Here is a 25000-nt window from a genome sequence, read left to right on the forward strand (position 1 = left end):
GCCGATATCGCCCGTGAAGGAGCGGATCGGCAGCGGCCCGGCCGTGCGGTCGATGCAGACCGCGTCGTAGCCGTTGCGCACGAGCAGGAACACCGTCTCGCCGAGCGCTCCGGTCAGGCGCAGCAGCGCCGGGCGGGCGAGATCGCGCAGGCCGAGCGGATTGCCCGCCTTGGCGGCGAGACGGAACAGCCCGAGGCCGAGCCGGTAGGTCTTCGTCGCCGGATCGAGATCGACGAGGTCCTCGGCGACGAGTGCCCGCAGCAACCGCAGGGCCGTGGGCGCCGGAAGGCCCGACGCCTCGGCGAGGGCGCTCAGGCGCGCGCCGCCGGTGCCCGCCTCGCCGAGATGACGCAGCAGCCCGGCGATCCGGGCCGGCCCGGATCTCTCGCTCGATTTCGGTTCGAGCCGGTCATACGGGTCTTTCATGCTCGGCCATTTCGGTGATCGGAAAAGCGCCGGCAAAATCATCCGCCTGCCGAAATACCTGTTGCCCGGATCGCTGTGGCGTTCAATCCTCTGCATCGAGACCGATGGAGGAGATGTCGTCGATGCGGCGATCACCGGATGAGCGGGGCAGCGATGCTTGAGCCGGCCGGCCGCGTCGCGATGGTGTCGGGCGCTTCGCGCGGGATCGGGCGAGCGGTGGCCGAACGGCTGTCCCGGGCCGGCTACCGCGTCAGCGCCGGCCTGCGCGATCCGCGCCGCGCAGCGGCGGAGTGGCACGCCGTCCGCTACGACGCCGAGGCGACCGGCAGCGCCGAGGCCTGGGTCGCGGCGGCGGTGGAGCGATTCGGCCGGATCGACGTGCTGGTCAACGCGGCCGGCATCAACCCGATGGCCAACTTCCTCGATTCCGACGAGACGGCGCTCGACGCGCTCTTCTCCGTCAACGTCAAGGCGCCGATGCGGGCGATCCGGGCGGCCTGGCCGCACCTCGTCGCCTCGGGAGCCGGACGGATCGTCACCATCGCGTCGCTCTCGGGAAAGCGGGTGCGCAACGACAATACCGGCTACGCGATGACGAAGGCCGCCCTGGTCAGCCTCACCCAGGCGGTGCGGCGCCAGGGGTGGGACCACGGCATCCGCGCCACCGCCTTCTGCCCCGGCTTCGTCGACACCGACATGACCGCTCACGTCACCAAGCAACTGCGGGAGCTGATGTCCCGGCCCGAGGACGTCGCCGCCGTGATCGAGACCCTGGTGCGGTTGCCCAACACCGCGAGCGTCGCCGAATTGCTGCTCAATTGCCGGTACGAGGACACCCTGTGAGCGGGCTGTTCCACCGCCTCGCGACCCGTGCGGGCGCACCCGTCCCCTTTACCATCGACGGGGCGCCGGCCGAGGCGCGGGCGGGCGACCTCCTGATCGCCGCGATCCTGCTGCACCGGCGCGCCTTGCGCCGGTTCGAGTTCGGCCCCGGCGACCGGGCCGGCTACTGCCTGATGGGCGCCTGCCAGGATTGCTGGGTCGGCTTGGCCGACGGCCGCCGCGTGCGGGCCTGCACCACCCTGGTCGAGCCCGGCATGGCGGTGGTCACGGGAGGCGCCGATGCCTGAGCCCGTCGTTGCGATCGTCGGCGCGGGACCGGCCGGACTGCGTGCGGCCGAAGTCCTGGCGAAAGCGGGTTTGCGCCCGCTCCTCGTCGACGAGGGGCACCGCGCCGGCGGGCAGATCTATCGGCGTCCGCCGCCCGGTGCCGAGCGGCCGGCGGCGGAGCTCTACGGTTTCGAGGCCGGACGGGCCCGCGCGCTCCACGCCCTCGCCGACGCGCTGGCGCCGCGGCTCGATTACCGGCCCGGGACGATGGTGTGGGCGATCGCCGCGCGCGAGCCCGCGGGCTTCGACCTCGACTGCCTCGGATCGGAGGGCCGCGAGCGGATCTCCGTCGATCGCCTGGTGCTCGCCACCGGCGCCATGGACCGGAGCCTGCCGGTCCCGGGCTGGACGTTGCCGGGCGTGTTCACCCTCGGGGCGGCGCAGATCGCCCTCAAGGCGCAGGGCATGGCGATCGGCCGGCGCGTCGCGCTCGTCGGGGCCGGGCCGCTCCTGCCGCTGGTCGCGCACCAATACGCGAAGGCCGGAGCGACGCTCGCCGCTGTGCTCGACGTCACGCCGCTCGCGCCGAAGGTGAGGGCGGCGCCTCGCCTCGCCGCCGTGCCGACGACCCTGGCCAAGGGCCTCTGGTACACGCTGCGGGGCGCGTTGGGGGGTACGCCCGTGCGCTCCGGTATCCGCGCCGTCGCGGTCGAGGGCGCGCGCCACGTCGAGGCGCTGGCCTGGGAGGATGCCCGCGGGCGCCGGCACACGATTCCATGCGACGCGGTCGGGGTCTCGTTCGGGCTGCGCAGCGAGGCGCAAGCCGCGGACCTCGCCGGCTGCCGCTTCGTGTTCGAGCCCGTGACGCGGCAATGGCAGCCGGAGCGCTCGGCGGAGGGCCGCGCCTCGCATCCGCACGTCTACCTGGCCGGCGACGGCAGCGGGATCGGCGGGGCCGACGTGGCCGAGCTGCAGGGCGAGCGCACGGCGCTGGCGCTGCTCGCCGATCTCGGCCGGCCCCGGGACGCCGCGCGGGAGGCCCGGCTCGACCGGCGGCTCGCCCGGCAGGCCCGGTTCCGCGCGGCGCTCGAGGCCGCCTACCCCTATCCGCACCACCTCGTGGACGGAATCGCCGACGACGAGATCGTCTGCCGCTGCGAGGGCATCACCGCGGGCGCGATCCGGCGGACCGCCGCCGAGCGGGATGCCCGCGAGGTCAACCGCCTGAAGGCCCTGACCCGGACCGGGATGGGCCGCTGCCAGGGCCGGGTCTGCGGCCACGCCGCCGCGGAGATCCTGGCTCGGGCCCTCGACGTGCCGGTCGAAGCGGTCGGGCGGCTGCGCGGGCAGGCGCCGATCAAGCCGATCCCGCTGCGGGAGCCGGCGTGATGGAGCATCTCAGCGTCGACGTCGCGATCATCGGCGGCGGCACCGCGGCCTGCGCCACGGCCGTGGCCCTGCGGGAGGCCGGCCTCACCGTCGCGTTGCTGGAGAAGCGCCTGTGCGGCGCGGGCGCCAGCGGGGTGAATTTCGGCGGCGTGCGCCAGCAGGGCCGCGATTTCGTGGAACTACCGCTGTCGCGGCGCTCGCGGATCCTCTGGGACGGCCTGAACGCCAAGCTTGGCGAGGATGTCGGGTTCGAGGCGACCGGCCACATCAAGCTCGCCCGGTCCGAGGCCGACATGGCGGTGCTGGAAGCCTACGCCCGCGACGCGGCGGAGCACGGGCTCGACCTCCAGCTCCTCGGGGCGAACGCGCTCCGGGCCGAGATGCCGTGGCTCGGCCCGGCCGTGGTGGGCGCCTCGCTGTCGCCGACCGACGGCCAGGCCAATCCGCGGGTGGTGGGGCCGGCCTTCGCGCGGCTCGCCCGGCGGCTGGGCGCCGAGGTGCGCGAGCACGCCCCGGTGCATCATGCGGCCCGCGACGGCGCCGGCTTCACGGTCGAGGCCGAGGGCGTGACGGTGCGGAGCCGCAGCCTCGTCAACGCCGCCGGCGCCTATGGCGGCGCGGTGGCGGGCTGGTTCGGCGAGGCGGCGCCGGTGGCGCCCCTCTCCCCCAACATGGTGGTGACCGAGCCGCTGCCCCACCTCGTCACCCGCTCGATCGGGGTCGTCGGCGGCGACGTCTACGTGCGCCAGACCCGGCGCGGCAACGTGGTGCTGGGGGGCGGGCGTGGCACGGCGGACAGCGCCGACGGCCTCGCCCGGCCGGTCTCGGCGACCTCGCTCGGCGCTGGCGCCAAGACCCTGACGCTGATCCCGGACCTCGCCCACGCCCAGGTCATCCGCAGCTGGAGCGGCCTCGACGGCGAGATGCCGGACCACATCCCGGTCATCGGGCCGTCCTCGACCACGCCCGGCCTGGTTCATGCCTTCGGCTTCTCCGGCCACGGTTTCCAGCTCGGCCCGGTCATGGGCGAGATCCTGGCGGAGCTCGTGACGACGGGGCGCTCCGCCTCACCTCTCCATCCGTTCCGGATCGAGCGCTTCGCCGATTGGCGGGGTCCGTTCCGGTCGGAGGGCGAGATCGAGCACTGACACGACAGAACGACGACCCAGGGGGAACACCACGATGAGACGCTTCCTCTTCGCAGCGGCCGCCCTGCTCGCCGCCGGACCGGCCCTCGCGCAAGGCACCAACACGCAGGTCTCCAAGACGCTGACGATCGGCATGGCGGCGGCCGACATCAGCCAGCTCGATCCGTTCCGCGCCACCAGCACCCAGGACAAGCCGGTGGTGTCGTGGATCTTCAACGGGCTCGTGCGGTTCAAGCCCGGCTCGACCAGCCTCGAGACCCTGGAGCCGGACCTCGCCGAATCCTGGGTCCGCTCGGAGGACGGCCGTACCTGGACCTTCTCCTTGCGCAAGGGCGTGAAGTTCCACGGCGGCTACGGCGAGATGACCGCCGACGACGTCGTGTTCTCGCTGAAGCGCGCCGCCGACCCCAAATCCTCGTCGTTCGCGACCGACTACGCCGCCTTCGACACGATCGAGGCGGTCGATCCGTACACGGTGCGGATCACCCTCAAGCACCCGGTGCCGTCGCTGCTCGGCCTCGTGGCGAACTACCACGGCGGCAACGTGCTCAGCCGCAAGGCCGTCGAGGCGCTGGGCAACGACTTCCGCCTCAAGCCCGTCGGCACCGGGCCCTTCGCCTTCGCCGAGTACAAGCCGAACGAGAGCGTGCGGCTGACCGCCAACCCGGACTACTTCCGCGGCAAGCCGAAGCTCGGCGGCATCCTCTACCGGCTGATCCCGGCCGACGCCGCCCGCGACCTCGCCTTCACCTCGGGCGAGCTCGACGTCGTCTACGGCCGCCAGGACCAGCGCTGGGCCGAGCGCTTCGGCCGCGAGGCGGACGTCTCGGTCGACATCGTGCGGCCGGCCGAGCTCGCGCTGCTCCACCTCAACATCAGCCACAAGCCCCTCGACGACGTGCGGGTGCGCCGCGCCGTCGCCCACGCGATCAGCCAGGCGCAGATCGTCCAGTTCAAGGGCGCGAGCGTCACCGAGCCGGCGGTGTCGATCATCCCGAAGGGCTATCTCGGCACCGACGACAAGGCGCCGCTGCCGCCTTACGACCCCGCCAAGGCCAAGGCGCTGCTCGCCGAGGCCGGCCATCCGAACGGGATCAGCATCACGGCGGTCCAGACCAGCCTGCCGACCATGCTGACCGCGATGCAGATCGTGCAGGGCCAGCTCAAGAAGGCCGGGATCGAGCTGAAGCTCGACGTCGTCGATCACCAGACCTACCACGCCCAGATCCGCAAGGACCTGTCGGACGTCGTCTACTACGCCGCGGCGCGCTTCCCCGTCGCCGACACCTACCTGACCCAGTTCTTCGATTCGGCCTCGACGGTCGGCACGCCGACCGCCGTGACGAACTTCTCCCACTGCAACGCGGCGGATGCCGAGATCCGGGCGGCGCGGACCGAGCCCGACCCGGAGAAGCAGAAGGCCCTGTGGAAGGCGGCACAAGCCAAGATCATCGAGCAGGTCTGCGCCGTGCCGCTCTCGGAGGGCCTGCAGGTCTGGGCGCACAAGAAGACGGTCGATTACGGCTACGACTTCAAGGGCGCGATCCACCTCGGGCCGGTGATCACGGAAGCGACGGACAAGAAGTAAGTCACTCCCGGCGCGCGGCTTGCCTGAATCTCACGGCCGGCCGCGTGTATCCCCTCTCCCCGCGGGCGGGGAGAGGGCTGTGTCCCCGTCCAGGGGACGCAGCGAGGCGGCAGCCGACGGTGAGGGGGAGGTGCCGGATTAAGCAGATTTCGCAAAAGTGGTTGCCGGTTTTGCGACGAAAATCTGCGACAAACCAAGCAACTAAGCGGACGAAGCGTTGGCCTGCCAACGCAAGTCTGCTTAGGCTCATCCTGAAACACCCCCTCACCCTCGCCCTACGGGCTTGCTGCATTCCCTGAATAGGAATGCAGCCCTCTCCCCGCCCGCGGGGAGAGGAGAGACCCGCGCATCATTCGATGATGCCGCGATTCCTCCCTCCAACCCCCGGCCCGCCGATGCTCCAGTTCATCCTCAAGCGCCTCCTCCTGGCCATGCCGACGCTGGTGGCGGTGCTGACCGTGGTGTTCGTGCTCGTGCGGGTGGTGCCGGGCGATCCGACCATCGTGATCCTGGGCGACCAGGCGAGCGAGTCCGCCCGGGCCGACCTGCGGGGCAAGCTCGGCCTCGATCGGCCGATCGTCGTCCAGTACCTCGCCTTCATGGGCCAGATCGCCACCGGCGATATCGGCCGCTCGCTCACCACCAACCGGCCGGTGCTGGAGGACGTCGCCCACGTCCTGCCCTACACGATCGAGCTGACGCTGGCGGCGGTCGCGATCGGGGTCGGGGTGGGCGTGCCGCTCGGCGTGGTGGCGGCGCGCCGGCGCGACGGGCTCGCCGACTGGATCGCCCGCATCGTGTCGCTCGCCGGCGTGTCGTTCCCGGCCTTCGTCTCCGGCATCCTGCTGCTGATCGCCTTCGCGGTGCAGTTGCGCTGGTTCCCGGTGATCTCGACCCCGCGCACCGGCGGCATCCTCGACCGGCTCGGCGCGCTCGTGCTGCCGGCGCTCAATCTCGGCCTCCTGATGGTCGCCTACGTCACGCGGGTCACCCGCTCGGGCATGCTGAAGGCGCTGTCCGAGGATTACGTCCGCACGGCGCGGGCCAAGGGGATGCCGGCGCGGATCGTGGTCTGGCGCCACGCGTTGCGCAACGTGCTGGTGCCGGTCGTCACCGTGGTCGGGCTCTATCTCGGCGTGCTGATCGGCAACGCGGTGCTGACCGAGATCGTGTTCAACCGGCCCGGCCTCGGCAAGCTGATCGTGACCGCGCTGACGCAGCGCGACTACAGCCTGCTCCAGGGCCTGATGGTCGTCTCCGCCTTCGCCATCGTGGTCGCCAACGTGCTCACCGACATCGCCTACGGCCTCGTCGATCCGCGGGTCTCCGCCCAATGAGCGCGAGTGCCGCCTCCGCCGCCCCGAGCGCCTGGCGCCGGGCCACCCGCTCGCCGGGCCTGGTGATCGGTACCGCGACGGTGATCGCCGTCGTGGCGCTGGCGATCCTGGCGCCCTGGATCGCGCCCTACGATCCCAACGAGCAGGACCCCGTCGCCGCCCTGATGGGACCGTCGGCCGAGCACTGGTTCGGCACCGACTTCTTCGGCCGCGACGTGCTCTCGCGGGTGATCTGGGGCGCGCGGATCTCGCTCTCGGTCGGCTTCCTCGCCACCGCGATCGGCGTCGTCGTCGGCACGGTGATCGGGGTGGTGGCCGGCTATTACGGCGGCTGGATCGACCGCTTCATCACCGCCGCCACCGACGTGATGCTCAGTTTCCCGCAGCTCATCATGGGGCTGATGCTGGTGGCGGTGCTGGGGCCGAGCCTCGGCAACCTGATCCTCGCCATCGCGGTCACGGCGGTGCCGGCCTTCATCCGCATCGCCCGGGGCTCGACGCTCGCCATGCGCCAGCGCGACTTCGTCGATGCCTGCCGGGCGCTCGGCTACTCGGACCTGCGCATCATGTTCGGGCACATCCTGCCCAACATCCTCGACGAGGTGGTGGTGCTGGCATCCCTCTGGCTCGCCACCGCGATCCGCACCGAATCGACGCTGGCCTTCATCGGGCTGGGCGTGCCGCCGCCGACCGCCACCTGGGGCAGCATCGTGCGCGAGGGCTTCGACAACCTCCTCGACGCGCCCTGGCTGTCGATCTTCCCGAGCCTGGCGATCCTGGCGGTCATGATCGGCCTCAACCTGATCGGCGACGGCCTGCGCGATGCCACCGACCCGCGGGGGGCGCCATGAACGCCACGGATCTTCTGAAGGTCGAGGGGCTGACGACCCAGATCCGCGTCGGGGGCACCTGGTACGACGCGGTGCGCGAGGTGTCGTTCTCGGTCGCCGGGGGCGAGACCCTGGCCCTCGTCGGCGAATCCGGCTGCGGCAAGAGCCTCACCGCCCTCTCGGTGATGGGATTGCTGGCGCAGAGCGTCGGCCGCGTCGCCTCGGGCTCGATCGTGGTCGACGGCACCGACATGCGCGCCGCCACGGAGAGCCAGCGCGAGGCGATGCGCGGCGACCGCCTGGCGATGATCTTCCAGGAGCCGATGACCTCGCTCAACCCGGTCCTGACGATCGGCTTCCAGATCGCCGAGGCGCTGCGGCGCCATCGCGGCCTGTCGAAGGCGGCGGCGCGCGAGAAGGCGATCGCGCTCCTCGAACGGGTGCGGGTGCCCTCCGCCGCCGAGCGGATCGACGCCTATCCGCACCAGTTCTCCGGCGGCATGCGCCAGCGGGTGATGATCGCGATGGCGCTCGCCTGCGGCCCCCGCGTGCTCATCGCCGACGAGCCGACGACGGCGCTCGACGTCACCATTCAGGCCCAGGTGCTGGCGCTGCTCGCCGACATCCAGCGCCGCGAGGGGCTCGCGGTGCTGCTCATCACCCACAATCTCGGCGTCGTCGCCTCGGTCGCCGACCGGGTGATGGTGATGTATGGCGGCGACGTGGTGGAGAGCGCGCCGGTGCGCGCTTTCTTCGCCCGTCCGACCCACCCCTACGCCGAGGGCCTGCTCAAGGCGATGCCGCGGGTCGACCGGGTGCAGGACCTGGCGGCGATCCCCGGCACGGTGCCGACCCTGCCGGAGATGCCGGAGGGCTGCCGCTTCCAGGGCCGCTGCAGCTTGCGCGAGGAGCGCTGCCGCGAGCGCCCGCCGCTCGTACCCCTGGCCGGGGCGCCGGACCACGCGGTGCGCTGCTGGGTGAGGGCCGCATGACTCGCTTGCTCGAGACTCCTTTGCTCGAGGCTCCGCTGCTCGAGGTCCGCGACCTCCAGAAGGCCTTCACCATTCGGCGCGGCTTCCCCGTGGCGAAGACCAGCCTGGTGCGCGCCCTCGACCGGGTGTCGTTCACGGTCGGGCGGGCCGAGGCGCTCGGCATCGTCGGCGAATCCGGCTGCGGCAAGTCCACCACCGCCCGGGTGGCGCTCCGGCTCACCGAGGCCGATGGCGGCTCCGTGCGCTTCGACGGGCAGGACGTGCTCGCCGCGGCCCCGGGCGCGATGCGGCGCCTGCGGCGGCGGATGCAGATCGTGTTCCAGGATCCCGCCTCCTCCCTCGATCCGCGCCAGCGCATCGGCGAGGCCCTGGGCGAGCCCTTGCGGGTCCACGGCCTCGCCCGCGGGGCGGAGGTGCCGGCGCGCGTCGCCGGCCTGCTGGACGAGGTCGGGCTGCCGGCGAGTGCCGCCGCCCGCTTCCCGCACGAATTCTCCGGCGGCCAGCGCCAGCGCATCGGCATCGCCCGGGCGCTCGCGCTCGGGCCCGACCTGATCTTCGCCGACGAGCCGGTCTCGGCCCTCGACGTCTCGGTCCAGGCACAGATCCTGCGGCTGCTCGAATCGCTCCGGCAGTCCCGCAACCTCGCCTTCGTGTTCATCTCGCACGATCTCGGCGTGGTCCGGCACTTCTGCCAGCGGGTGACCGTGATGTATCTCGGCCGGGTGGTGGAGAGCGGTCCCGTCGGCCCGGTCTTCGAGGAGCCGCTGCATCCCTACACCCAGCTCCTCAAGGCCTCCTCGCCAGTGCCGGACCCCGAGCAGCCGGTGGCGATGAGCTTCCAGGAAGGCGAACCGCCGTCGCCGCTCAATCCGCCGGCGGGCTGCCACTTCCATCCCCGCTGCCCCCGCGCCTTCGACCGCTGCCGCGCCGAGGCGCCGGTGCTGCGCGAGGCGGTCCCGGGCCGTGCGGTGGCCTGCCACCTCTACGGCGGATCCTGACGCGGCAGAGGATCCGAGTTCTCCGCAAACGACCACTGCACCCGAGACACCACGGCGCTCTCCCACTCGGCCCCGGTTGCTCTAGCTTCCCCAGCGGCGACGAGACGCCTCGTGAAAGGGGACCACACGACATGAGGACATTCGGGGTAGTGGCCGTCATCGGATTGGGCCTGATCGGTGCGGTGGGGACCGCCTCGGCCCAGTCCTGGGGCGGCCCTGATTACGGCTATCGCGAGCGGGATTCGCGCGACCGCGACTATCGCGGCCGCGACAGCGACTACCGGGACCGGGAGTATCGCGACCGCCGCGACGATTACGGCCGGCGGGACGACTACCGAGACCGCGACCGGGATTACGGCTCCCGGGAGCGCGGCTCACGGGAGCGCAGCGTCGGCTTCGACGAGCGCGAGTACCTGCGCTGCAATCCCGACGTGGCCCGCGCGGTCCGCAGCGGCCAGATGGAATCCGCGCTCAAGCACTTCCAGGTCCACGGCCGCCGCGAGGGCCGCAGGCTCACCTGCTGACGCGGCCCCTCGCCGGGGAGCGCTGCCCGGCGGCGCTCCCCGGCCCGCCTCGCGACGGTGCATCGCCCATCCCCGCTTTCCACCGATCGACCCTGCCCGCCCAGGGACCCCGGGCAGATCTTGCGCGTTTCGCCTGCGGTCATGGATCGATGAAGCATCGAACCGACCAGTTGACCCTCAGTCAAGGCGAGTGCGTTGATGGCCACGAAGCAGAAGACGTTGCAGGATGCGTTCTACGAGACGCTCAAGGACGTGTACTACGCCGAGAGGCAATCGGTCCGCGCGCTCAAGAAGGCGGCCAAGTCGGCGCAGCACGAGGATTTGCGGCAGGCCTTCGAGACCCATGCCGAGGAGAGCGCGACCCAGGTCGAGCGCCTCCAGGACATCTTCGAGCTCATCGGCAAGCCGGCCCGCGGCAAGACCTGCGAGGCGATGCAAGGCCTGACGAGCGAGATGGAGGAGGATCTGGAGGATTTCGGCGATGGACCGGCCGCCGACGCGGTGCTGGCCGCCTCGGCCCAGGCCCTCGAGCATTACGAGATCGCCCGCTACGGCACGCTGAAGACCTGGGCGCTCCAGCTCGGCCACGAGGATGCGGCCAAACTGCTCGACGAGACGCTTCAGGAAGAGAAGAAGACCGACGAGATGCTGACGGCCATCGCCGAGCGCATCAACGTCGAGGGGGCGGAAGGGGGCGAAGCCGCCGCACGGCCCGCCTCGAAGGGGGCGACCGGCAAGGCGGCCTGAACGGCGGGAGCCCGAGAGGCGCCGAACGCGGCGCCTCTCGCCAGTCGCGTGGTACGAGAAACGCTGCACAGGCTTCCTGCGCAGCCTTTCGCCGTGATCGGTCGATTGTTTTACTTTCAGAGATCCAGATTGTCCTTGTCGCTGGGCAAAATATTGCCCGATTAACATTGATAAATTTCTGTACCAGCTGTTTCCATAAGATGTCGTGGTCGCAACTCCTGTCCAGCCATTGGAAGGAAGACGCATGGCCACGATCACGGGCACGAACGGCAACGACGCGCTCACCGGAACATCCGGCGACGATGTCATTCTGGGCCTCCTCGGGGACGACAAGATCACCGATCCGGGCGGATTCAACCGTATCGACGGCCAGGACGGCAACGACGTCATTACCGGAGGTGCCGATATCGACTACATCGCCGGTGGGCCCGGGAACGACGTCATCTCCGGTGGCGCCGGGTTCGATCAGCTCATCGGCGAGGCCGGCAACGACCTGATCTACGGCCAGGACGGGGACGATTACGCCGCCGGCAATCCGGGCAACGACACGATCTACGGCGGAGCCGGCAACGACTTCTTCGTCGGCGAGCAGGGCAACGACCAGGTCTACGGCGAGGCTGGCAACGACTTCGTCGCCGGCGGCGAGGACGACGACCTCGTGAGCGGCGGCGATGGTGACGACCTCGTCGACGGCGACCTCGGCAACGACACGCTGCTCGGCGATGCCGGCAACGACGTCCTGTTCGGCGATTACGGCAACGACCGCATGAACGGCGGCTCGGGCAACGATCGCCTCGACGGCGCGGCCGGCACCGACACGGCGGTGCTCGACGCCGCCTTCCGCGACCTCAAGGTGACCTCCTCGGGCTCGCTCGTCACCTTCGACGGCGCGACGGGGCACGACGAGGTCAGGAACACCGAGGTGTTCGAGTTCTCGGACCGCACCATCGTCCAGGCCGACGGCAACGCGGCGGTCGACGACCTGTTCTACCTGAGCCAGAACACCGACGTGCTGCTCGCCGGCCAGGACGCGGAGGCGCATTTCGGCCAGTACGGCTGGCGCGAGGGCCGCAACCCCAACGCCTATTTCGACACCAAGGGCTACCTCGCGGCCTACAGCGACGTGGCGGCCGCCGGCATCGACCCGCTCCAGCACTACCTCCAGTACGGCTGGAAGGAGGGACGCGACCCCTCGGCCAATTTCGACACCAAGGCCTACCTCGCCGCCAATCCCGACGTGGCGGCGGCCGGCATCAACCCGCTGGAGCACTTCCTGCAATACGGCGCCGGCGAGGGGCGCGCCGTACAGGCGGGCGACGGCGCCTTCGCGGCCGCCACCGCGCCGGGCGTCTACGTCTGAGCGAATACCGGGAGGCCGTCCGCGCGGCCTCCCGCTTTCCATGAAAAACGGCGCCCGGCCGAGAGGCCGGGCGCCGCGTCATGCCTCCGGGGCGACGACCGTCAGGCGGCGGCCGCCTTGCGCAGGGGCGCGAGGACCGCGAACATCCGGGACGGGGTCGCCGGCATGTCGATGTCGCGCAGGCCCACGCTGCGGTCGAGGGCGTCGACCACCGCGTTCATGACCGCCGGGCAGGAACCGATGCTGCCGGCCTCGCCCGCGCCCTTGATGCCCATCGGGTTGGTGGTCGAGGGCACGTTCTTCGTCTCGAAGTGGAAGAACGGCACGTCGCCGGCCCGCGGCATGGCGTAGTCCATGAAGCTGGCCGTCAGGAGCTGGCCTTCCGCATCGTAGACCGTGCGCTCGTGCAGCGCCTGGCCGATCCCCTGCACCACCCCGCCATGGACCTGGCCGGCGAGCAGCAGCGGGTTCACCACGATGCCGAAATCGTCGCAGACCGTGTAGCGCACCACCGTGGTGATGCCGGTGTCGGGATCGATCTCGACCTCGGCGACGTGGGTGCCGTTCGGATAGGTCGCGCTCGGCGGCACGAAGTCGCCCTGGCCGGTCCGCATCGCTTCGGTGGCCTTCGGCAGGGCCGCCAACGCCGCGAAGTCGATCGACCGGTCGGTGCCGGCGACGCGCACCGCGCCCTCGGCGATCTCGAGATCCTGGATCCCGGCTTCCAGCTCCTCGGAGGCGAGCTCCTTCAGCTTGCCGGCGAGGTTCTGCGACGCCGCGCCGACCGAGATGCCGCCGACGGGAATCGAGCGCGAGCCGCCGGTGCCGGCGCCCGTCGCGACCCGGTCGGTGTCGCCCTGCACCACCCGGATCCGCTCGAGCGGCAGGTCGAGATGCTCGGCCGCGAACTGGGCGTAGGCCGTGGCGTGGCCCTGGCCGTTCGACTGGGTGCCGACATAGACCGTGGCGCCGCCGTCCCGGTCGAGGGTGATCTTGACGTCCTCGCCCTCGCCCCAGGCGGTGCACTCGATGTAGGTGGCGAGCCCGATGCCGCGGACCAGGCCGTTGCGGTGCGATTCCGCGGCGCGGGCCTCGAAGCCCGCCCAGTCGGAGGCCTCGATGGCACGGCCCATATGGGCGGCGAAGTCGCCGGTGTCGTAGGTGCGGTCGCCGATCGGCGTGGTGTAGGGCATCGCGCTCGGCGGGATGAAGTTGCGCCGGCGGATCTCGGCCGGCGACATCCCGGTCTCCCGCGCCGCCCGGTCGACCAGGCGCTCGATCAGGTAGGCCGCCTCCGGCCGCCCGGCGCCGCGATAGGCGTCGACCGGCACGGTGTTGGTGTAGATGCCGCGCACCCGGACATGCACCGCCGGGGTCTTGTAGACGCCGGTCAGCATGGTCGCGCCGAGATACGGGATGTAGGGCCCGTACTGCGACAGGTAGGCGCCGAGGTCGCCGATCACGTCGAAGCGCATGGCCAGGAAGGTACCGTCGGCATCGAGCGCGACCTCGCCGACCGAGAGGTTGTCGCGGCCCTGCGTGCAGGCGACGAAGTGCTCGCCGCGCTCCGAGACCCACTTCACCGGGCGGCCCAGGCGACGCGCGGCCTCCGCCGCCAGCGGGTACTCGCGGTAGGTGAAGGTCTTGGTGCCGAACCCGCCGCCGACATCCCCGGTGACGACGCGCAGCTGCTCCTTCTCGATGCCGAGAACGCCCGCGATGGTCTTGCGCAGGCCGTGCACGCCCTGGCTCGGGATGGTGAGGGTGAAGCGCCCGGTGCCCGCGTCGTGCTCGGCGACGACGCTGCGGGTCTCCATGTAGTTCGTGACGAGCCGCTGGTTCTCGACCTCGACCCGCACGACCTTGGCGGCCTTGGCGAAGGCGGCGTCGACCGGCGCCTTGTCGCCCATGGTCGAGTCGAACGAGACGTTGTCGGGCTGCTCGTCCCACACCGCGGTCGCGCCGCCCGCGATGGCGCCGCGGATGCCGACGACGGCCGGCAGCACCTCGTAGTCGATGCCGATCGCCTCGACGGCGTCGCGGGCCTGGGCCACCGTGTCGGCGACCACGAAGGCGACGGCGTCGCCGATGTGCTTGGCCGTGCCCTTGGCGAGCAGCGGGATGTTGGCGACGTGGTTCTGGCTGCCGTCGCCGTTCGGCAGCGGCGCCTGGCACTTGATGTCGTTGAGGCCGGCGACGTCCTCGGCGGTCAGCACGAGGTGCACCCCGGGCATCGCCCGGGCGGCCTCAACGTCGGTGATCGTGAACTTGGCGTGGGCGTGCGGGCTGCGCAGCAGGGCCGCGTGCAGGCAGCCCTCGGGGGCGTGGTCGTCGCCGTAGTGACCCTCGCCGGTGATCAGGCGACGATCCTCGACCCGGCGCATCGGCTGGCCGAGTCCGAACTTGGTCACTGTCATGGGAACCTCGCGGTGGGGAGCGGAAGCTTGGGCGATGCGAGGGAGGCGGCGGGCCGATGGCGGGCGTTCGGCAGAGCGTCGGCGGCCGCAACGGCGGCGCGAGCGTGCGAGCGGACCGGGAGCGTCGGGGCTCCTGCCATACAGGGCTTATCCTCCGGTGGACCGGCCGAGCGTGCGGGTCGGTCCTTATCGGGGGTGACCGTAGCACGCCGGAACGGAGGCGTCTCGCGGTCCTTGCTGGCGCGGGAGCGCCCGGTCGCGGCTCAGCGCCGCGCAGCGCCACCCGTCACCAGCTTCAGTTCCGGCCGCGGCCGGGGCTTCAGGATCTCCGCGACCTTGCGCTCCAGGTCCTCGCCGCGGAACGGCTTCTGCACCACCCGGTCCTCGCCGCCGGCATCGACCTGCGACAGAGCGGTGTGGTCGGCGTAGCCGGTGACGAACAGGATCTCGATCTGCGGCCAGCGGCTCCGGATCACGGTCGCAACCTCGACGCCGTTCATGCCCGGCATCGCGAAGTCGAGCACCGCGAGGTCGACGCACGGATCGGCCTCGAGCGCCTGGATCGCCGCGAGGCCGGAGCTCGCCTCGCGAATCGCGTAGCCGGCCTCGCCGAGGCGGGTGACGGTGATCTCGCGCACGGCGCCGTCGTCGTCGACGACCAGCACCACCCGCTGGTCGCCGGGGTCGCGGAAAGCAGCGCAGTCGATCTCGGCCGGGCGCGCCTCGGGCAGGGCGGCCTCGGCGACCACCCGCGGCAGGTAGACCCGCACCGAGGTGCCCTCGCCCACCCGGGTGTCGATGCGCACCCCGCCGCCGGATTGCTTGGCGAAGCCGTAGACCTGGGCGAGGCCGAGGCCGGAGCCCTTGCCGACCTCCTTGGTGGTGAAGAACGGCTCGAACACCCGCGCCAGCACGTCAGCGGGGATGCCGGTGCCGGTGTCGCTCACCGCCACCATGGCGTACTCGCCCGGGTTCGGCTCCTCGGGCCGGCTCGGCTCGGCCTTCAGCCGCACGTTGGCGGTCTCGATCGTCAGGCAGCCGCCGACCGCCATCGCGTCGCGGGCGTTGATCGCGAGGTTGAGGATGATGAGCTCGATCTGGGTCGCGTCGACGAGGGCGGGCCACAGGTCGGGCTGCAGCGTCATCTCGATGCGGACCGAACCGCCCATCGAGCTCTGCAGCAGGTCGCGCATCGACGCCACGGTCTGGTTGAGCTGCACCGGCACCGGGGCGAGCTTCTGGCGTCGCGAGAAGGCGAGGAGCTGGGCGGTGAGCCGCGCCCCGCGCTCGGCTGCCCCCCGCATCATGTCGAGGCGGCGCTTCGAGCGCTCGTCCGCGACCGCGCGTTCGAGGAACTCGATGTTGCCGGCGATGACGGTGAGCAGGTTGTTGAAGTCGTGGGCGACGCCGCTGGTGAGCTGGCCCACCGCCTCGAGGCGCTGGGCCTGGCGAAGCGCCCCCTCGACCCGCTCGCGCTCGCCGATCTGGTGCTGCAGGGCGGCGTTGGCTTCCGCGAGTTCCCGCGTCCGCTCGGCGACGCGCTGCTCCAGCGATTCGTTCACGTCGCGCAGGGCCTGCTCGGCGGCGCGTCGCAGCACGTGGGCGCGGGCCTCCGAGAGGGCGCGCAGCACGACCCTGGGCAGCCGGTCGAGGCGCTGCTTGGTCACGTAGTCGGTGGCGCCGTGCTTGAGCGCCTCCACCGCCACGTCCTCGCCCAGGGTGCCGGAGACGAAGACGAACGGGATCTCCGGGCAGGTCGCGCGGGCCATGGCGAGGGCCGCCATGCCGTCGAAGGCGGGCAGCACGTAATCGGCCAGGATGATGTCGTGGCCCCCGCGCGCGGTTGCCGCCGCGAAGGCGTCGCGGGCGATCACCCGCTCGATCGCGCAGGCCAGGCGCGCATCCTCCAGCGCGGCCTCCAGCAGCTCGGCGTCGAGGTCGCTGTCCTCGAGGAGCAGGATGCGGAGCGGGGCCGCGCCGTCCTCCGGCGCCGTCGCCTCAGTCACCGGAGCCCCAGCTCGCCCGGTGCGGCGGCGGCTCGTTGAGCACGGCCCAGAACACGCCGAGATCCTGGATCGCCTCGAAGAACTCCTTGAACCCGACCGGCTTCACCACGAAGGCGTTCACGCCGAGCTGGTAGGAGCGCACGAGGTCGCTCTCCTCGCGCGACGAGGTCAGCATCACGATCGGGATCGCCCGCGTTCGCGGATCGCCCTTCACCGCCGCCAGCACCTCGAGCCCGTCGACCTTCGGCAGCTTCAGGTCGAGCAGCACCACAGCGGGGTCCTGCTCGGGCCGCGCGGCGTGCGGGCCCTGGCGGCGCAGGAAGTCCAGCGCCTCGGCGCCGTCGCGGCAGATGACGATCTTGTTCGCCAGCTGGCTCTTCTCGAGCGCCGCAAGGGTCAGTTCGATGTCGTTCGGGTTGTCCTCGACGAGGAGGATCGGCTTCAGGTCGGCCATCGTGTCCTCCTATCGGAAGGGGAGCGTGAAATGGAAGGTCGCGCCCTGCCCGAGGGTCCCTTCCGCCCAGACCTGTCCACCGTGCCGTTCGACGATGCGGCGGACATTGGCCAGCCCGATGCCGGTCCCCTCGAACTCCTCGACCCGGTGCAGGCGCTGGAAGACGCCGAACAGCTTGGCGACGTAGGCCATGTCGAAGCCGACGCCGTTGTCGCGCACGCTAGAACACCGCCTCGGCCTCGCGGTCGGCCTCGCGCACGACCTCGATCACCGCCTCCTCCCGCCCGCGGGTGTACTTGACCGCGTTGGAGAGCAGGTTCTCGATCACGAGCCGCATCATCACCGGGTCGGCCCGGACCTGGCCCAGCGGGCCGACCTGCCAGCGGATCGCGCGCTCGAGCGGGATGTCGCGGATCATCCTCCGGCGCACGTCCTCGACGAGCTGGTTCATGTCGCAGGGGATGCGGTTGAGGGCGTTGCGGCCCATCTGCGAGAAGGTCAGGAGGTTGTCGACGAGGGTGCCGGCCGAGAACGCCGCCTCGATGATGGTGTCGACGTAGCGCCGCCCGCGATCCGACAGCCTCTCGCCCTCGCGCGAGCGCAAGAGCTCGGCATAGCCGACGATGTGGCGGAACGGCGCCCGCAGGTCGTGGCTGACCGAGTACGAGAACGCCTCGAGCTCCTTGTTCGAGCGCTGCAATTCCTCGCTCAGCGAGGCCAGTTCCTCGGCCCGGCGCAGCACGATGCCGAGCACCGCGGCGCGCAGGTCCTTGGCGGCGTCGACCTCCGGCACCGACCAGGGCAGGGAGCGGCCCTGCACGGTCTCCTTCCAGGTCTCGAAGGACTTGCGCGGGTGCAGCCGGTCGGGGCCGCCGGCCGGGTCCTTGGTGGCGGCTTTCTTCGGATCGCCGCCCCAGCGCACGGTCTGGACCACCTCGGGGCGGAACCACAGCACGTAGCTGGCGTACTTCTCCGAGATCGAGATGGCGAGGAGCCCGCTCGCGGCGTCGGCGACGGTGCGCGCCGGCGGGTATTCCTCGGAGAGCGCGTCGGTGACGTGGACCGCCTCGCCGGCATGCTCGGTCGAGAGCCACTCGTAGATCCCGCGCACCTGCCGCTCGGAGGGCGTCTCGCCCATCAGGTGGCAGCGCTGGCCGGAGACGATCGCCGCGCCCCCGGCCCCGGTGAGAGCCAGCACGTCGTCCGGATGCTTGAGGAAGCCTTCGACGAAGTTCTCCTCCTCGGCCATGAAGGCGAGGAGGCGCGCCTGGATCGCGCCGAGCGCCAGGCGCTGCTCGGCGAGCGCCCCGCGCTCCTTGGCGGCGAGCTGCAGGGCGAAGGTCTGGGTGAGGATGTCGCAGGCGTTGCGGGTCTGGAGCGGCACCCGCCGGGGCGTCTTGTTGTGGCAGGAGATCAGGCCCCACAGCGCGCCCTCGACCAGGATCGAGACCGACATCGAGGCCATCGTGCCCATGTTGCGCATGTACTCGACGTGGACCGGCGAGACGCTGCGCAGGACCGACTGGCTGAGGTCGAGGGGCGCCCCCGTCGACGGGGTCAGGCCGGGCACGATCGGCACCGGCGCGTAGGCCGCGTCCGGGATGATGCGCAGGCGGTTGCGGCGGTAGAGCTCGCGGGCCTGGGCCGGGATGTCGGAGGCGGGGAAGCGCAGGTCGAGGTAGGAGGGCAGCACGCCGTTGCCGTCCTCGGCCACGACGGTGCCGTGCCAGTCGCGGTCGAACCGGTAGACCAGGGCGCGGTCGAACCCGGTGAGCAGCCGGATGTCGGCAGCCAGCAGCCCGCACAGGGCCTCGACGGTGGTGGCCCCGTGCAGCGCCTCGATGAAGGCGCGCAGGCGCGGATAGAGCGTGTCGAGGCCGCCGGCCGCCGCCTCGCCGGCGCTCTCCTCGAACTCGAGCACCGTGAGCGCGCCGGAGCGGTGGGCCGCGAGGTCGTAGGCGCGGGGACCGGTCCCGGTCTCGAGGGTCAGGGTGCCGAGATAGGTCGCGCCGTCGCGGCCGAGCTGCGTCGCCAGGGCCTGGAGGATCGCGCTTCCGATCTCGGGCAGCGCCTCGCTTAAGGGGCGGCCATGGGCCCGGTCCGCCGGGCGGCCGGGGAGGTCGGGCAGGTTGGCGCTCGCCTGGACGATGCGCAGGTCCGGTCCTTCGAGCCCCACGAGGAAGCCGTGCGGCTGCAACGTGCCGAGGATGTGGATCGGCTCCCTGTCGCAGGCCGTGAGTTCCGCCGGTTGCACAGACCGCATGGCCGTCCTCGCCTCTCGCGCCGGCCTCGAACGTAGAGCTGACACGGCCGCGGCACCTTAGGGGAAGCGGCATGACGCCACCAGTGCGGCGCACCGGCCCGGTGGTCTCGGGGCCGTCCTGGCCCTATCGCGCGCGACGGCGTATCACCGCTGGGCTCCGCGCGGAGGAGAGGGCCATTCCCGACGAGCTGCCCGCCCCGGGCCTCCTGAACCGCCTCGACCTCAAGACCCTGCGGCTCTTCGCTGCGATCTGCGAGGAGGGCACGCTCAACGGCGCGGCGCGGCGCGCGGCCATCGCCCCGTCCGCCGTGAGCAAGCGCCTCGCCGAGCTGGAGCAGGCCCTGGGATGCATCCTGCTCACCCGCGAGCCGCGGGGCATGCGCCCGACCCCGGCGGGCGAGACCCTGCTCCACCACACCCGCCGGATGCTGGCGAGCGCCGAGCAGATCGCCCTCGAACTCGCCGAGCACGCCAAGGGGGTGCGCGGCATCGTCCGGATGCTCGCCAACCTCTCGGCCATCGTGCAGTTCCTGCCCGAGGACCTGCGCGCCTTCCAGGCCCGTCAGGGGGCGATCAGGATCGACCTCGAGGAGCGGCCGAGCGGCGGGGTGATCCGCGGCGTCGCGGAAGGGGCGGCCGAGATCGGAATCTGCTCAGGCACCGTCGCGGCCCTCGACCTGCGCGCCACGCTCTACCGGCGCGACCGCCTCGTCCTGGTGATGCGGGCGGAGCATCCGCTGGCCGGGCGCGCGAGCATCGCCTTCGCGGACGCGCTCGGCTACGACTTCATCGGCCTGCACGCCCAGAGCTCGATCTACGACAGCGTCCGGGCCGAGGCGCACAGGATCGGCCGCCCCTTGCGGCTGCGGGTGCACGTGCCGGGCTTCGACGCGGTCTGCCGCATGGTCCAGGCCGATATGGGCCTCGGCGTGATCCCCCGGCAGGTCTTCGGCCTGATCGGCGGGGCGATGCAGCTCGTGGCGGTGCCGCTCACCGACCCCTGGGCCGACCGCGAGCTGATCATCGTGACGCGGCCGGGCACGCTCTCGCCGGCGGCCGGCCTTCTCGTCGCGCATCTCGTCCACCAGGCCGGGGCCTGAGCGCGGCGTCTCGCATCGGCCTGCGTTCTCGACCGGAGAACGATCGCTCGCGAGATACGGTTGGATCCGCACCGCGTTCCTCAACTATGGAAGCCTCAAAGACGTCTACAGGGAGATGACGCCATGAGTGGACCGCTCGCGGGCATTCGCGTCCTGGAACTCGGCCAGCTGATCGCCGCGCCCTTCGCCACCCGCCTGATGGCGGAGTTCGGCGCCGAGGTGATCAAGGTCGAGCCGCCCGGCGAGGGCGATCCCCTGCGCAAGTGGCGCAAGATGCACGAGGGCACCTCGCTCTGGTGGTACCTCCAGTCGCGCAACAAGAAGTCGATCGCCGTCAACCTGAAGTCGCCGGAAGGCCTCGCGGTCGTCAAGCAGCTCGCCGGGAGCGCCGACGTCGTCGTCGAGAACTTCCGGCCCGGCGGCCTCGAAAAGCTCGGCCTCGGCTGGGACGTGCTCTCGGGCCTCAACCCGAACCTCGTGATGGTCCGCATCTCCGGCTACGGCCAGACCGGGCCCTACCGCGACCGGCCCGGCTTCGGGGCGATCGGCGAGTCGATGGGCGGCCTCCGCTTCACCACCGGCGACCCGAGCACCCCGCCGGCCCGCGTCGGCGTCAGCATCGGCGACACGCTCGCCTCGCTCCACGGCGTCATCGGCGCCCTGATGGCGCTCCTGCGGGTCAAGACCGGGCAGGGCGCCGGCCAGGTGATCGATGTGTCACTCGTCGAGAGCGTGTTCAACGTCATGGAGAGCCTGGTGCCGGAATACGACCTCCTGGGCGAGGTCCGCACCCGCACCGGCGGGGCGCTGCCCGGCATCACGCCCTCGAACACCTATCCGAGCCGGGACGGCGGCTTCGTCGTCATCGCGGGCAACAGCGACCCGATCTTCTGCCGCCTGATGACGGCGATCGGCCGGCCCGATCTCGCCGAGAACCCTGACTTCCGCAACAACGAGGGCCGCTCGAAGCAGGCCGCGATGCTCGATTCCGTCATCACCGACTGGACGAAGAGCCTGACGGTGACGGAAGCGCTCGAGGTGCTGGAGGCCGCCGAGGTGCCGGCCGGGCGGATCTACTCGGTGGCCGACATCGTCGCCGACCCGCACTACAACGCCCGCGACATGATCCTCGAGGCCGATCTCCCCGGCGACGCCCGGGTGAAGATGCCCGGCATCGTGCCGAAGCTCTCCGAGACCCCCGGCGCGGTGCGCTGGCAGGGGCCGGCGCTCGGCGCCCACACCGATTCGGTGCTCGCCGAGCTCGGCTTCGACGAAGCCGGCATCGCGGCGCTTCGCCAGAAGGGAGCCGTCGCATGAGCGAGATCATCGTCCGAGGTGACATCGTCGTCCAGGAGGTCGCGACCCGCGACGGCTTCCAGATCGAGCCGGTCTTCGTGCCGACGCATGAGAAGATCCGGCTGATCGACGCGCTCTCGGCCGCGGGCTTCACCCGCATCGAGGTCTCGTCCTTCGTCTCGCCGAAGGCGGTGCCGGCGCTCGCCGACGCGGCCGAGGTGTTCTCCGGCATCGCCCGCCGGCCCGGCACCACCTACGTGGCGCTGGTCCCGAACCCGAGGGGCGCCGAGCGGGCGCTCGCCGCGCGGGCCGACGAGATCAACCTCGTCGCCTCGGTGAGCGAGACCCACAACCGCGCCAACATGGGCATGACGCCGGAGGCCTCGATCCAGGGCTTCGCCGCGATCATGACGACGGTGCGGGGAGAGGTCGGCGTCAACGCCACCGTGGCGACCGCCTTCGGCTGCCCGTTCGAGGGGCCTGAGCCCGAGGACAAGGTGCTGGCCCAGGTCGAGCGCTACCTGAGCCTCGGCGTCGACGGGGTGACCCTCGCTGACACGACCGGCATGGCCAACCCGCGCCAGGTCGCGCGCCTCGTCGCCCGGGCGCTGCCGCTGGTCGGATCGGAGCGCCTGACGCTGCACTTCCACAACACCCGCGGCTGCGGCCTCGCCAACGTGCTCGCCGCCTACGAGGCCGGCGCCCGCCGGTTCGACGCGGCGCTGGGCGGCCTGGGCGGCTGTCCGTTCGCGCCCGGCGCCACCGGCAACATCTGCACCGAGGACCTCGTCAGCATGGCCGAGGAGATGGGCCTCGCGACCGGCCTCGACCTCGACGCCCTGCTGGCCCTCTCCCGCGACCTGCCCCGCCTCGTCGGCCACGACGTGCCGGGCCAGGTCGCGAAGGCCGGCCGCCCGCTCGACCTGCACCCGGCCCCGCCGCTCAGGGCGGCCTGACCCCGGCGCGAGGCGCCGCCCGCGAGACGGCAGCCCCGCGCTCCGTTCATCGAAACGAGCCCTGCCACGCCCGCGCCCCGGGCGAAGGCGCCCCCATGCCCGGAAGGAAACCCCCCATGGCCATCGCCACCACCGGCCCTCTCGCCGGCACCGAAGCCCTCACCGAGGCCGGAATCGTCCGCAAGGTCGCCTGGCGGCTGATGCCGCTGATCATGATCTGCTACCTGTTCGCGTTCTTCGACCGCATCAACATCAGCTTCGCCAAGTTCCAGCTCCAGAGCGACCTCGGCTTCAGCAACGTCGCCTACGGCCTCGGCGCCAGCATGTTCGTGGTCGGCTACGTGATCTTCGAGGTGCCGTCGAACCTCGCCCTCTACCGGGTCGGCGCGCGGCGCTGGATCGCCCGCATCATGATCTCGTGGGGCATCGCCACCACGCTGATGATCTTCATCCGCACCGAGTGGCACTTCTACGTCCTGCGCTTCCTCATCGGCGCGATGGAGGCCGGCTTCGCGCCCGGCATCCTGTACTACCTCACCCTCTGGTTCCCGGCCTCGTTCCGGGGCCGCATCACCTCGTTCATGTTCGTCGCCTCGGCCTTCGCCGGCATCGTCGGCGCGCCGGTGGCCGGGCTGATCCTCGGCGGGCTCAACGGCGTCGCGGGCCTCGCCGGGTGGCAGTGGCTCTTCCTCGCCGGCGGCCTGCCCTGCCTGATCCTCGGCGCCCTGGTGCTCACCCGCCTCGACGACCGGATCGACGACGCGCGCTGGCTCTCGGCCGAGGAGAAGGACCTCCTGTCCTCGCGCATCGCCCACCACAACCGCGACATCGGCGACCACTCGCTCTGGGGCGCGATCAGGCAGCCGGGCTTCCTGCTCATCGCCCTCGTCTACTTCCTGCTCCAGGTCGGCTCCTACGGCCTGAACTTCTGGGGGCCGGACCTGATCAAGACCGCGAGCGGGGGGGCGGCCGCCTCGGTCGGCTTCCTGACCGCGATCCCCTATATCTGCGGCGCGATCAGCATGATCGTGATCGGGCGCCTGTCGGACGCCTCGGGCGAACGGCCGAAATTCGTCGCCGGCCTCGCGGTCGCGGCAGCCATCGGGTTCTTCCTCGCCGGCCTGTTCGACAGGGAGATCGTGCCGCTGATGATCGCGCTGGCGCTGCTCGGCTCCGGCATCGTCGCGTCGATCCCGACCTTCTGGACCCTGCCGGCGAAGCTCGTCACCGGCGTCGGCGCGGCGGGCGGCATCGCGCTCATCAACACGCTCGGCCAGTTCGGCGGCATCGTCAGCCCGGTCATGGTCGGCTGGGTCAAGGACCTCACCGGCTCCACCACGCCTGCGCTCTACGGCATCGGCTGCCTGTGCCTCGTCGCCGCGGGGCTCCTGCTCTTCGCGATGCCCGAGAGCCTGCGCCGCAACGACCGCAGCGTCTGACGGCCAACCGGTCCCCGCCGCCCGTTCCTCCCTCATGGGTGGCACGCGCCGACGGGGCTTGGTCGTTTCGCCCTCCGCAGGCTAGCCTTGCGGAATCCGATGCTCCCGGCCGCGCCATGGCCCGGGCGTGTCGACAACCAGGGAGCCGGGCGCCCGGCCGGGCGCGACGGAATTCCCGGCAGGGAGGCCCCGACGCCATGAGAGAGCCACACGAGACCGGCCCCATCCAACGCACCGACGCGATCATCGTCGGGGCCGGGTTCTCCGGCCTGTACCAGCTGCACCTGCTGCGCGACCGGCTCGGCCTGTCGGTGCGGGTGCTGGAGGCGGCCGACGGCATCGGCGGCACCTGGTACTGGAACCGCTATCCCGGCGCGCGTTGCGATTCCGAGAGCTACTACTACTCCTACTCGTTCTCCCGCGAGCTGGAGGACGAGTGGGACTGGACCGAGCGCTACCCCGAGCACGGCGAGATCCGCCGCTACCTCGACCACGTCGCCGACCGCTTCGACCTCCGGCGCGACATCCAGCTCGGCACCCGGGTATCCGGCGCCCGCTACGACGAGGCGGGGAACCACTGGACGGTGACCACCGAGGCCGGCGAGCGCTTCGAGGCGCAG

The 25000-nt window shown here is 71.4% G+C and carries 22 protein-coding genes and 1 pseudogene (2 of these 23 cut by a window edge); 18 read left to right on the top strand and 5 right to left on the bottom strand.

Annotation, left to right across the window (positions count from 1 at the left end):
- A protein-coding gene (locus tag DK419_RS06100) for an IclR family transcriptional regulator (protein ID WP_109958295.1) crosses the window boundary here: on the bottom strand, positions 1-426 show its 5' portion. Its footprint begins 414 nt before the window's first position; only the first 426 of its 840 coding nucleotides appear in the window; it begins with the start codon at positions 424-426; its stop codon lies beyond the left edge, outside the window.
- Here DK419_RS06100 and DK419_RS28530 point away from each other — a divergent pair.
- From DK419_RS28530 to DK419_RS06160, 13 genes are all read left to right on the top strand, one after another.
- The gene (locus DK419_RS28530; RefSeq protein WP_162561159.1) at positions 425-568 is read left to right on the top strand and encodes a hypothetical protein; all 144 of its coding nucleotides are present in this window, start codon (positions 425-427) and stop codon (positions 566-568) included. The two genes, DK419_RS06100 and DK419_RS28530, sit on opposite strands and share 2 nt — an antisense overlap.
- Before the next feature lie 11 nt (positions 569-579).
- Entirely contained in the window at positions 580-1269 is a 690-nt protein-coding gene (locus tag DK419_RS06105) for an SDR family NAD(P)-dependent oxidoreductase (protein ID WP_109958296.1), read from the top strand.
- Complete coding sequence (locus tag DK419_RS06110) at positions 1266-1556, top strand: (2Fe-2S)-binding protein (RefSeq protein WP_109958297.1); 291 nt, start codon at positions 1266-1268, stop codon at positions 1554-1556. Before DK419_RS06105 ends, DK419_RS06110 begins: the two co-directional genes overlap by 4 nt.
- Positions 1549-2925, top strand: coding sequence for an NAD(P)/FAD-dependent oxidoreductase (locus tag DK419_RS06115; protein ID WP_109958298.1), 1377 nt, complete (start codon positions 1549-1551; stop codon positions 2923-2925). Before DK419_RS06110 ends, DK419_RS06115 begins: the two co-directional genes overlap by 8 nt.
- Entirely contained in the window at positions 2925-4073 is a 1149-nt protein-coding gene (locus DK419_RS06120; protein ID WP_109958299.1) for an NAD(P)/FAD-dependent oxidoreductase, read from the top strand. Before DK419_RS06115 ends, DK419_RS06120 begins: the two co-directional genes overlap by 1 nt.
- Positions 4074-4107: 34 nt before the next feature.
- Positions 4108-5661, top strand: a complete 1554-nt coding sequence (locus tag DK419_RS06125; RefSeq protein ID WP_109958300.1) for an ABC transporter substrate-binding protein — start codon at positions 4108-4110, stop codon at positions 5659-5661.
- Between the two features lie 395 nt (positions 5662-6056).
- Positions 6057-6998 (top strand): ABC transporter permease, encoded by a 942-nt coding sequence (locus tag DK419_RS06130; protein WP_109958301.1) that lies wholly within the window; start codon positions 6057-6059, stop codon positions 6996-6998.
- Positions 6995-7849: an ABC transporter permease gene (locus DK419_RS06135; protein WP_109958302.1), complete on the top strand. Its 855-nt coding sequence runs from the start codon at positions 6995-6997 to the stop codon at positions 7847-7849. The genes DK419_RS06130 and DK419_RS06135 overlap by 4 nt, the downstream gene beginning before the upstream one ends.
- Positions 7846-8820 carry an ABC transporter ATP-binding protein gene (locus DK419_RS06140; protein WP_109958303.1) on the top strand — a complete coding sequence of 325 codons (975 nt, stop codon included), beginning with the start codon at positions 7846-7848 and terminating at the stop codon, positions 8818-8820. The genes DK419_RS06135 and DK419_RS06140 overlap by 4 nt, the downstream gene beginning before the upstream one ends.
- On the top strand, positions 8817-9818 hold the full coding sequence (locus DK419_RS06145) for an ABC transporter ATP-binding protein (protein WP_109958304.1): 1002 nt from the start codon (positions 8817-8819) through the stop codon (positions 9816-9818). The genes DK419_RS06140 and DK419_RS06145 overlap by 4 nt, the downstream gene beginning before the upstream one ends.
- Positions 9819-9949: 131 nt before the next feature.
- Positions 9950-10342 (top strand): hypothetical protein, encoded by a 393-nt coding sequence (locus DK419_RS06150; protein ID WP_109958305.1) that lies wholly within the window; start codon positions 9950-9952, stop codon positions 10340-10342.
- Positions 10343-10540: 198 nt separating this feature from the next.
- On the top strand, positions 10541-11089 hold the full coding sequence (locus tag DK419_RS06155) for a YciE/YciF ferroxidase family protein (protein ID WP_109958306.1): 549 nt from the start codon (positions 10541-10543) through the stop codon (positions 11087-11089).
- Positions 11090-11333: 244 nt separating this feature from the next.
- Complete coding sequence (locus DK419_RS06160) at positions 11334-12449, top strand: calcium-binding protein (protein WP_109958307.1); 1116 nt, start codon at positions 11334-11336, stop codon at positions 12447-12449.
- Between the two features lie 101 nt (positions 12450-12550).
- On the opposite strand, the gene DK419_RS06165 is transcribed toward DK419_RS06160, so the two are convergent.
- From DK419_RS06165 to DK419_RS06180, 4 genes and pseudogenes are all read right to left on the bottom strand, one after another.
- Complete coding sequence (locus DK419_RS06165) at positions 12551-14866, bottom strand: xanthine dehydrogenase family protein molybdopterin-binding subunit (protein ID WP_109958308.1); 2316 nt, start codon at positions 14864-14866, stop codon at positions 12551-12553.
- A 263-nt stretch (positions 14867-15129) separates the two neighbouring features.
- Positions 15130-16872 carry a response regulator gene (locus DK419_RS06170; RefSeq protein WP_109958309.1) on the bottom strand — a complete coding sequence of 581 codons (1743 nt, stop codon included), beginning with the start codon at positions 16870-16872 and terminating at the stop codon, positions 15130-15132.
- A complete protein-coding gene (locus tag DK419_RS06175; protein ID WP_109958310.1) occupies positions 16865-17326 on the bottom strand; it encodes a response regulator in 462 nt (153 codons plus the stop codon). Before DK419_RS06175 ends, DK419_RS06170 begins: the two co-directional genes overlap by 8 nt.
- Positions 17327-17335: 9 nt before the next feature.
- Positions 17336-19589, bottom strand: a pseudogene (locus DK419_RS06180) (ATP-binding protein).
- 176 nt (positions 19590-19765) lie between these two features.
- Between DK419_RS06180 and DK419_RS06185 the strand changes: the two are divergent.
- The 5 genes from DK419_RS06185 to DK419_RS06205 all read left to right on the top strand — a co-directional run.
- Positions 19766-20689 carry a LysR family transcriptional regulator gene (locus DK419_RS06185; protein ID WP_245442993.1) on the top strand — a complete coding sequence of 308 codons (924 nt, stop codon included), beginning with the start codon at positions 19766-19768 and terminating at the stop codon, positions 20687-20689.
- 123 nt (positions 20690-20812) lie between these two features.
- Positions 20813-22006: a CaiB/BaiF CoA transferase family protein gene (locus DK419_RS06190; RefSeq protein ID WP_109958312.1), complete on the top strand. Its 1194-nt coding sequence runs from the start codon at positions 20813-20815 to the stop codon at positions 22004-22006.
- The gene (locus tag DK419_RS06195) at positions 22003-22941 is read left to right on the top strand and encodes a hydroxymethylglutaryl-CoA lyase (protein ID WP_109958313.1); all 939 of its coding nucleotides are present in this window, start codon (positions 22003-22005) and stop codon (positions 22939-22941) included. Before DK419_RS06190 ends, DK419_RS06195 begins: the two co-directional genes overlap by 4 nt.
- Before the next feature lie 116 nt (positions 22942-23057).
- The gene (locus tag DK419_RS06200; protein ID WP_109958314.1) at positions 23058-24380 is read left to right on the top strand and encodes an MFS transporter; all 1323 of its coding nucleotides are present in this window, start codon (positions 23058-23060) and stop codon (positions 24378-24380) included.
- A gap of 197 nt (positions 24381-24577) precedes the next feature.
- On the top strand, positions 24578-25000 hold the 5' end (the start) of the coding sequence (locus DK419_RS06205) for a flavin-containing monooxygenase (RefSeq protein ID WP_109958315.1). Its footprint extends 1200 nt past the window's final position; 423 of the gene's 1623 nt are visible here — the first part of the coding sequence; the start codon lies at positions 24578-24580; its stop codon lies beyond the right edge, outside the window.

Source organism: Methylobacterium terrae (assembly GCF_003173755.1).
Classification (GTDB): Bacteria; Pseudomonadota; Alphaproteobacteria; order Rhizobiales; family Beijerinckiaceae; genus Methylobacterium; species Methylobacterium terrae.

What these genes read in the sequence shown, in the direction of transcription:
- DK419_RS06175 (WP_109958310.1), bottom strand. Translation starts at nt 17,326, where the DNA reads ATGGCCGACCTGAAGCCGATCCTCCTCGTCGAGGACAACCCGAACGAC.
- DK419_RS06200 (WP_109958314.1), top strand. Translation starts at nt 23,058, where the DNA reads ATGGCCATCGCCACCACCGGCCCTCTCGCCGGCACCGAAGCCCTCACC.
- DK419_RS06165 (WP_109958308.1), bottom strand. Translation starts at nt 14,866, where the DNA reads ATGACAGTGACCAAGTTCGGACTCGGCCAGCCGATGCGCCGGGTCGAG.
- DK419_RS06105 (WP_109958296.1), top strand. Translation starts at nt 580, where the DNA reads ATGCTTGAGCCGGCCGGCCGCGTCGCGATGGTGTCGGGCGCTTCGCGC.
- DK419_RS06140 (WP_109958303.1), top strand. Translation starts at nt 7,846, where the DNA reads ATGAACGCCACGGATCTTCTGAAGGTCGAGGGGCTGACGACCCAGATC.
- DK419_RS06120 (WP_109958299.1), top strand. Translation starts at nt 2,925, where the DNA reads ATGGAGCATCTCAGCGTCGACGTCGCGATCATCGGCGGCGGCACCGCG.
- DK419_RS06135 (WP_109958302.1), top strand. Translation starts at nt 6,995, where the DNA reads ATGAGCGCGAGTGCCGCCTCCGCCGCCCCGAGCGCCTGGCGCCGGGCC.
- DK419_RS06130 (WP_109958301.1), top strand. Translation starts at nt 6,057, where the DNA reads ATGCTCCAGTTCATCCTCAAGCGCCTCCTCCTGGCCATGCCGACGCTG.
- DK419_RS06160 (WP_109958307.1), top strand. Translation starts at nt 11,334, where the DNA reads ATGGCCACGATCACGGGCACGAACGGCAACGACGCGCTCACCGGAACA.
- DK419_RS06115 (WP_109958298.1), top strand. Translation starts at nt 1,549, where the DNA reads ATGCCTGAGCCCGTCGTTGCGATCGTCGGCGCGGGACCGGCCGGACTG.
- DK419_RS06125 (WP_109958300.1), top strand. Translation starts at nt 4,108, where the DNA reads ATGAGACGCTTCCTCTTCGCAGCGGCCGCCCTGCTCGCCGCCGGACCG.
- DK419_RS06195 (WP_109958313.1), top strand. Translation starts at nt 22,003, where the DNA reads ATGAGCGAGATCATCGTCCGAGGTGACATCGTCGTCCAGGAGGTCGCG.
- DK419_RS06155 (WP_109958306.1), top strand. Translation starts at nt 10,541, where the DNA reads ATGGCCACGAAGCAGAAGACGTTGCAGGATGCGTTCTACGAGACGCTC.
- DK419_RS06145 (WP_109958304.1), top strand. Translation starts at nt 8,817, where the DNA reads ATGACTCGCTTGCTCGAGACTCCTTTGCTCGAGGCTCCGCTGCTCGAG.
- DK419_RS06190 (WP_109958312.1), top strand. Translation starts at nt 20,813, where the DNA reads ATGAGTGGACCGCTCGCGGGCATTCGCGTCCTGGAACTCGGCCAGCTG.
- DK419_RS06150 (WP_109958305.1), top strand. Translation starts at nt 9,950, where the DNA reads ATGAGGACATTCGGGGTAGTGGCCGTCATCGGATTGGGCCTGATCGGT.
- DK419_RS28530 (WP_162561159.1), top strand. Translation starts at nt 425, where the DNA reads ATGCTCGGCCATTTCGGTGATCGGAAAAGCGCCGGCAAAATCATCCGC.